This is a genomic window from Paraburkholderia ribeironis, from assembly GCF_900019265.1.
Lineage (GTDB): Bacteria > Pseudomonadota > Gammaproteobacteria > Burkholderiales > Burkholderiaceae > Paraburkholderia > Paraburkholderia ribeironis.
The window spans coordinates 1-982 of sequence record NZ_CYGX02000096.1 but is presented as its reverse complement, the minus strand read 5'-3'; the positions used below and the strand labels follow the sequence as shown (position 1 = coordinate 982).

Genomic DNA, 982 nt, shown 5'->3' with positions numbered 1-982 from the left:
AACTACAGGAGGGATGCGCAACAAGGCACGACGTTGGGAGACTGAAATGCCGCTTCCCATCGGGCTGACGTACCATCTAAATGGCTCGGTAGTGCTCGACCCGGCATTGTCACGTTGGCAAGGGCGGTCGAGTTAAGATAACCAGATGACAAAGACCAAATCGCTCTATCACGGTCACCGGTTCCCTGCGGCGGTCATTAGCTGCGCGGTGCGTTGGTACTTCCGGTTTCAGTTGAGCCTTCGCGACATCCAAGAGTTGCTGTTCGAGCGTGGCGTCGTGGTCAGTTATGAAACGATCCGGCGTTGGTGCGATAAATTCGGCGCGGGTTTTGCGCATCGCGTTAAGGCTTCTCGGCGCAAACCTGGCGCGACATGGCACCTCGACGAGGTGTTCGTGACGCTGCGCGGCGAACCCTGGCTGCTGTGGCGTGCGGTCGACCAACACGGCGTCGAACTCGATATTCTTCTCCAGAAGCGCCGCGACAAGAGCGCGGCGAAACGGTTCTTCAAGCGCGTTCTTGCCTCCTGTGCCGAAGCACCGCGCAAGATTGTGACTGACCAACTACGCAGCTATCCGGCCGCGAAAGCCGAAATTGCCGAGCTGGCGAACGTCAAGCATGTATTCGTCAAAGCCAGCGCCCGGGTGAACAACCGCGCCGAAAACAGTCATCAGCCCACGCGGGAACGCGAGCGTCGGATGCGTGGTTTCCGAGTCCCTGAACGCACCCAAGCGTTCCTGTCGAGCTTCGGCCCGATCCGGCAGCACTTCGCGCTGAACAGACATTTGCTACGCGCTTCCCTTTATCGCAACCAGCTCGCCGCGCGCTTTGTCGCATGGCGTCACTTCACTGAGCTCACCCAAGGTTCGTCCGCTTTCTGAGAGCACGGGTTCCCTCTCCGTCATTGCGTCGCGAACAACTCAACGTGACAGCGCCCTTCCACGTCCTGCCCGATATGGGCAGAATGAACGGGAAATTGCCAC

General features: G+C 59.2%; 1 protein-coding gene. It reads left to right on the top strand.

What is annotated here, in order from left to right:
* Positions 1-145 precede the first annotated feature (145 nt).
* Positions 146-880, top strand: a complete 735-nt coding sequence (locus tag BN2475_RS30140) for an IS6 family transposase (protein WP_094783059.1) — start codon at positions 146-148, stop codon at positions 878-880.
* Positions 881-982: the final 102 nt, after the last annotated feature.